The organism is Candidatus Eisenbacteria bacterium, from assembly GCA_016867495.1.
In the GTDB taxonomy this organism is placed as follows: Bacteria; Eisenbacteria; RBG-16-71-46; order CAIMUX01; family VGJL01; genus VGJL01.
In genome coordinates this window covers 24,285-30,410 of sequence record VGJL01000015.1, presented here as the reverse complement: position 1 = coordinate 30,410, position 6,126 = coordinate 24,285, and the positions used below count along the sequence as shown (strand labels likewise).

The window sequence follows — 6,126 nt, the reverse complement described above, 5'->3', positions numbered from 1 at the left end:
CGGGTAGACGAAGAGGGGGTCTTACAAGAACGGCAGCCGTAATCGATCGATCCTGCAATCGGTTACGAGATGGCATTGGGCACAGCTGCTAAACTCCTGTCGAAGAAGCTCTGGACGGTCCGAGTTCGGATCAGCCTGCGATGGGCGCCAAGGTCCTGCCGGTTGACCGTTGGGCGGCGAACGCCGATCATGGAGTCCTCATGCGCGAACTCGTGGGCACCGGCGATCGTGAGCACTCGGCGGCATCAGGAAACGCGCGAGTGATTTCATTGTGACGGAGCGATTGTACGCGACGATCGGCGTGGGGATCGAACAGGTCGTCAAGGCGGAGCTGGACGCCATCGGAATCCCCGTGACGCGGATCGAGCCGGGTCGGGCGCGCTTCGAAGGAACTCTCGATGACCTCTACCGGGCTCTTATTCACCTCCGGTGCTCGTCACGCGTCGTTCGCGAGATCGCGTTCTACGAGATCGAGCGGGAGGAGGAGATCTACGAAACGGTCCGCGCCATGGACTGGACGCGCTGGCTGACGCCGGAGATGACCTTCCGGGTGACCTTCAATGTTCACTCCTCCCTTCTGCGCAGCCCTCGATTCGGGCTCTATCGGATCAAAGACGCCATCTGCGACCGGATGGTCGAGCGTGTGGGGCGCCGGCCTTCGGTCGACACCGAATCGGCCGATCTCTACGTCATGTGCTATCTCGAAAACCGGCGCTTCTCGGTCGGTCTGGATGGAGCCGGAGTGCCGTTGCACATGCGCGGCTACCGCGCGACGTCCCACGAGAGCAGTCTGCGGGAGCATCTCGCGGCGGCCATGGTGCTCCGATCGCGCTGGGATCCCGCCGCGCCGCTGCACGACCCCTTCTGCGGCTCGGCCACGATTCTCACCGAGGCGGCCATGATCGCCACGCGCACTCCGCCGTCCCGCTGGCGGGAGCGCTTCGGATGCATGTCCTGGCCCGACTTCGACGCGGCGAGGTTTGCGGCGCTCCGCGCGGAAGCGGAAGCCGCCGTCCTTCCCGCGGACGGCCTGCGCATCACCGGGGCGGACCGTTCGGCGAAGTGGATCGAGTCGGCGCGAGCCAATGTCGCGGCGGCGGGATTCGCCGGAGCGATTCGGCTCGAGGCGCGCGATGTGGCGGAGATGCGTCTCGAGCCCGGGTCCTGGGTGGTGACCAATCCCCCCTATGGCATACGGGTCGGCAGCGAGAAGACCTATGCGCCCGTGTGGCAGGCCTTCCGGGATCGCCTCCTGGATCATCCGGGAACTCGAGCCGCCGTCCTTGCCGCGGAGGAGGGATTCGAGAGAGTCTTCAGGCTCAGGCCGTTCAAGCGCAACCGCATGAACAACGGCTCCATCCCGTGCGTCCTGCTCCAGTACCAGATCAGCTCGTAGAGGCGGCCGGCGGACTCAGATAGAGCGTCTGAGGACACTCCCTGGCCGGGCTCCTTCCGCGCTTCAGTCCCGCCGCTTGACAGAACGCCTCCCCTCTGAAAAGATCCATCCAGTATTACGAAAGGAGGAATCGTAATCACCATGAGAAAGACGCGTCTACCGGCTATGGCCGGTCTCTTCCTCATGGCCGTCGCGCTACAACACCCGCGCCAGGCCGCGGCCCACGACCTCTGGCTCGAGCGCGGGGAGGAGGCGACGATCCTCTACTCGGGACATAAGCACTCGGGACATGAAGGAGCCGAACGGATCGAGTACGACCCCGGCATCGTTCACGGCGCCCTGTGCGTTAGAGAGAACGGGGAGAAGACGAGTCTCGAGATCCCCTCCTCCTACCCGGCCCGCTTCCCGGGCGACTGCGCCTGCATCCACGTTCTCACCTCCTCGGGCCACTGGACGAAGACTCCCTACGGGACGAAGAACATCCCGAGAGACGAGGCGAAGCAGGCGATCTCGAGCTGGCGGTCGGTCGAGAGCGTGAAGCGGATCGACAGGTGGAGTCCAAAGCTGGCCGGCCCCGTCAGCGAGGATCTGGAGCTGACCCCGCTGAGCGACCCGTTCTCGCTCAAGGACGGAGACAAGCTTCGCCTCCTGGTCACCTTCGGAGGCAAGCCGCTCTCGGCGGCCCCCGTCGCCTATGACGACAAGACGCGCGGCGAGACGGGCACGGACGGGACCATCAACATCCGGATTCGGCACGGCTCCTTCCAGATCATCAAAGCCAGCTTTCATGAGGCGGTGAAGACCGAGAAGGCCGATGAGACCATCCACACCGCGACGCTCGTGTTCGAGCTGGAGGAGGAGGAGTGAGGGGGATGGTCTCGAGCCGCCCGCGCGTCCTGCCGCTCGCGGCCGCGATTCCGGCCCTCGCCCTCGCCCTGAGCGCGCAAGTCGCCTCGCCCCACGATCTCCACCACTCCGTCGAGCAGTCGGACGCGGCCATCGTGACCCTCTACTACGGGGACGGGTCCGCGTACGCGTTCGAGTCGTACGAGATCTACCGGGCGGGCGAGGAGATCCCCTATCAGGTCGGAAGGACCGATGGCGCCGGCCGCATCTCCTTTCTGCCCGATCTCCCGGGCTCCTGGACGATCAAGGCCTTCTCGGAGGACGGACACGGAGGGAACTTCGTCATCGAGACGGCCGCGCTTGGACTCGAGCGCCGCGCGCAGCGCTCCCCTATCGATCGCTGGATCAGGATCGGCGCAGGTCTCGCCGCGCTGGCGGGGATCTTCGCAGTTCTCGGCTCGGTCCTGAAAAGGAGAAGGAGATGATTCGACTCACGGCCGTCGTTCTGCTCACCCTGCTGCCTGCATCGGCAGCCCTCGGGCACCACGGCGTTGCCTCGCTCGGCGTCGCCGGACTGGAGGGGCCCGGCGCGCCCATCGAAACGGCCAACTCGGCCACGCTTCCTGGCAGGCGCTTCCTCGCCAGCCTCAAGCTCGACTATGCCTCGTTCGAGAAGCTCACGCAGGAGAGGGACGACGAGACCGATTTCAACGCCTACTGGATGTACGGCGTCGGGTACGGGGCGACTTCCTATCTCTCCGCCTATCTGCTCATCCCATTCACGACCAAGCGCGCGGAGGACAACTCGTACAACACCTCCGGTTTCACCGATCTCTCTCTCATGACGGCCCTCGGATGGAAGTACGACGGCGGCTTCAGGCTCGTCCCCGAGAGCGAGAGCCTCGACGACATGGAGGATCCGCACTTCACCCTCTACGGAGGGATGACGCTGCCGACCGGAAACGAGAACCTGCGCGCCAAGGATGGGGAGATCGATCCGGGGATGTCGCTCGGATTCGGCGCTCCCTCCTACTCCGCCGGCCTCACCGCGACCAAGCAAGTGGCGGGCCGCTTCACCTTCTGCGGGGAAGCCTCGTGGATCGGCTTCTCCGAACACGAGTACGCCGACAGCACGAAGGTCCGCTTCGGCGGCGAGTTCCGCCTCAACGCCGCCTCCGCCGCGCGCGTCCTCCTTCGGCCCGCTTCGAAGCTCAGATGCGACGTCAACCTGGAAGCCAACTACTTGCAACTCGGTCGCGACGAGGTCGCCGGGGTCGGGGAGCAGGCCACAGGCGGCCGGATCCTCTATGGTGTGCCCGGACTGCGCCTCTTCATGGGGTCCTCGAGCGTCGGCCTCGGGGTGAAGGTTCCCGTCTGGAAATCCCTCAACGAGGAGAAGGAGCAGCAGGGCGCCGAGGGGAAGGAATCCTACCGCCTGATCTTCACCTTCTCGACCCTGATCTAGGCGATGCACATCCCCGACGGATTCATCTCGCCCAAGGTCTACCTCCCCGCGTATGGAGTCGGCGCGGCGCTCTGGGCCGTCGGCATCCTGCGCCTCGGGAGAAGCCTGCGCGCGCAGATGGTCCCCTTCCTCTCGGTGACCACCGCGGTCGCCTTCGTTCTGATGACCATCCTCCTCCCCTTGCCGGGCGGCACGTCGATCCACGCGAGCGGCATCGGGATGATCGCGGTCCTCTTCGGCCCTTGGGTGTCGTTCCTCTGTCTCTCGCTCGTGCTGCTGCTTCAGGTCTTCCTCCTCGGGGAGGGGGGGATCACCTCCTTCCCCGTGAACGCGCTCGCCATGGGACTGATCGGAAGCCTCGTCGCATGGGCGGTCTATCGGCTCCTCCGCCGATGGAACCTGCGGCTCGCCCTCTTTCTCGCGGGATGGTCCGCCGTCTGCGCGGCCGCCCTGGTCGTCGCCGTCGTCCTGGGCATCCAGCCGGCGATCGCGCACCGCGCGGATGGGACGCCCCTCTTCTTCCCGTTCGGGCTCGAGGTGACGCTGCCCGCGATTCTCGTGCCCCACGCCCTGGTCGGAATCGCCGAGGGGATCCTGACGATTCTCGCCTACGAGTTCTTCGGGCGAAGGATGCATACTCTTTCTCGATGATCGATCGGATCTACATCTGCGGGTATCTCGCGACGGCCGTCGCCCTGACGCTCGTCCACAGCGTTCCCGTCATGGTCGCGGTCCTCGTGGCCGCGCTCGTCCTTGCCGGGACGGACGCCCCGCGGATCCTCAAGCGGGCGCTGATCGCGATCGCGCTCGTCAACTCGGTCGTCTCGATCTCCTACGCGCTGGCGGGCTGGCTGCGAGGCAGCCTGGATCTCGACTGTCTTCTTCTCGTCAACGCCCGGGTTCTCGCCCTCACGATCGTCACCATGCTGGCCGCGCGGAGAATCGACATCTTGAGGGCGGCTTCCTTCTCTCCCGCGCTCGGCCGCTTCTTGACGGTTCTGTACGGTCAGGTCCTCATCCACCGCAGGACATACCAGGAGATGCGGGCCGCCCTCCGCAGCAGGAGCGCGCGGAGGCCGACGGCAAGGGATCTCTACAGGCACGGGGCGGCCGCAGCCTCCATTCTCCTCGACAAGGCCCTCTACAACGCGGGGGAGATCGCCCAGGCCATGCGCTCACGCGGGCTGCTCCATGATTGACTTCTCGGGAGTGAGCTTCCGCTACGGAGCGGACGCGGCCGCTCTGTCGGAGATCTCCTTCTCCGCGAGAGACGGCGAGAGGATCGTCCTCCTCGGCAGCAACGGGTGCGGGAAGACCACCCTACTGAAGATCCTCGACGGTCTGCTCTTTCCCCGCGAAGGGCGCTATCTCTTCGACGGCCGCCCGGTCGATGAGCGCGCCCTGAGGGACTCGTCGTTCCGGGGCGCCTTCCGCAGACAGGTCGCGCTCCTCTTCCAGAACCCGGATTCGATGCTCTTCCATCCGACGGTGCGCGACGAGATCGGCTTCGGCCTGAGGCAGGCCGGCGAGCCGGAGATCACCCCGGCGATCGAGTCCCTCGCCGCGTCCTTCGGCGTGGTCCGGCTGCTGGGACGTTCCCCCTTCTCGCTGAGCGGCGGCGAGAAGCAGAAGGTCTGCCTGGCGTCCCTCCTTTCCGTCCGGCCGCGGCTCCTTCTCCTCGACGAGCCTCTCGCGAACCTGGATCCGAGGAGCACCGGCTGGCTCATCGACTTCCTCGCGCAGCAACAGATCGCGACCTTGACGACCACGCACAATCTGAGTCTCGCCCCGGAGCTCGGAGATCGGGCGCTCGTCCTCTCGGAGGACCATCGGCTGATCTACGACGGCCCGATCGCCGCGGCGCTCGGCGATCGCCGTCTCCTGCTCGAGGCGAACCTCATGCACATACATGGGCACAGGCACGAAGACGTCGAGCACAGGCACTTTCACACACATGAATGGGACTGACGAACCATGGCCAACAAGGAATCCGCCGTCCGTTTCACGGTCTCCCTGCCGAGAACCCTGCTGAGGGAGATCGACAAGGGGACCATCGCCCGGGGATATGCCTCGCGGTCCGAGTATGTGCGCGACCTCGTCCGGGAGCAGCTCGTTCAGGAGAAGTGGGAGACCAAGGACGAGCAGGTCGTGGGCGTCCTCACGATCTGCTACCACCATCATCAGCGGGATCTTCCCGAGAGGATCATGGAAGCCCAGCACAGGCGCCACGTGCACGTCCTCTGCAGCACGCACGTCCACCTGGACGCTGAGGACTGCCTGGAGGCGATCTTCATCCGGGGCAACCCCGCGCAGGTCACGCGCGTGAGCACCGAGATCGCGGGGCTCCGCGGGGTCAAGTTCGCCAAGCTGACGAGGGCATCCAAGGTCCGCACCTGAGCCAGCGCGGACTCGACGGGCC

General features: G+C 65.8%; 8 protein-coding genes. All 8 read left to right on the top strand.

Annotated features, from left to right (window positions below; all coding sequences use genetic code 11):
- The first annotated feature begins 271 nt into the window (after positions 1 to 271).
- The 8 genes from FJY88_03650 to nikR all read left to right on the top strand — a co-directional run bounded on the left by FJY88_03650 (position 272) and on the right by nikR (position 6,104).
- Positions 272 to 1,396, top strand: a complete 1,125-nt coding sequence (locus FJY88_03650; protein ID MBM3286435.1) for a hypothetical protein — start codon at positions 272 to 274, stop codon at positions 1,394 to 1,396.
- Positions 1,397 to 1,537: 141 nt separating this feature from the next.
- Entirely contained in the window at positions 1,538 to 2,263 is a 726-nt protein-coding gene (locus FJY88_03645; GenBank protein MBM3286434.1) for a DUF4198 domain-containing protein, read from the top strand.
- Positions 2,260 to 2,727, top strand: a complete 468-nt coding sequence (locus FJY88_03640; GenBank protein MBM3286433.1) for a hypothetical protein — start codon at positions 2,260 to 2,262, stop codon at positions 2,725 to 2,727. The genes FJY88_03645 and FJY88_03640 overlap by 4 nt, the downstream gene beginning before the upstream one ends.
- Positions 2,724 to 3,707 (top strand): transporter, encoded by a 984-nt coding sequence (locus FJY88_03635; GenBank protein MBM3286432.1) that lies wholly within the window; start codon positions 2,724 to 2,726, stop codon positions 3,705 to 3,707. The genes FJY88_03640 and FJY88_03635 overlap by 4 nt, the downstream gene beginning before the upstream one ends.
- 3 nt (positions 3,708 to 3,710) lie before the next feature.
- Positions 3,711 to 4,358, top strand: coding sequence for a cobalamin biosynthesis protein CbiM (locus FJY88_03630; GenBank protein MBM3286431.1), 648 nt, complete (start codon positions 3,711 to 3,713; stop codon positions 4,356 to 4,358).
- Entirely contained in the window at positions 4,355 to 4,906 is a 552-nt protein-coding gene (locus FJY88_03625) for a hypothetical protein (protein ID MBM3286430.1), read from the top strand. The genes FJY88_03630 and FJY88_03625 overlap by 4 nt, the downstream gene beginning before the upstream one ends.
- Positions 4,899 to 5,675 (top strand): ABC transporter ATP-binding protein, encoded by a 777-nt coding sequence (locus FJY88_03620; protein ID MBM3286429.1) that lies wholly within the window; start codon positions 4,899 to 4,901, stop codon positions 5,673 to 5,675. Before FJY88_03625 ends, FJY88_03620 begins: the two co-directional genes overlap by 8 nt.
- A gap of 6 nt (positions 5,676 to 5,681) precedes the next feature.
- On the top strand, positions 5,682 to 6,104 hold the full coding sequence (nikR, locus tag FJY88_03615; protein ID MBM3286428.1) for a nickel-responsive transcriptional regulator NikR: 423 nt from the start codon (positions 5,682 to 5,684) through the stop codon (positions 6,102 to 6,104).
- Positions 6,105 to 6,126 lie beyond the last annotated feature (22 nt).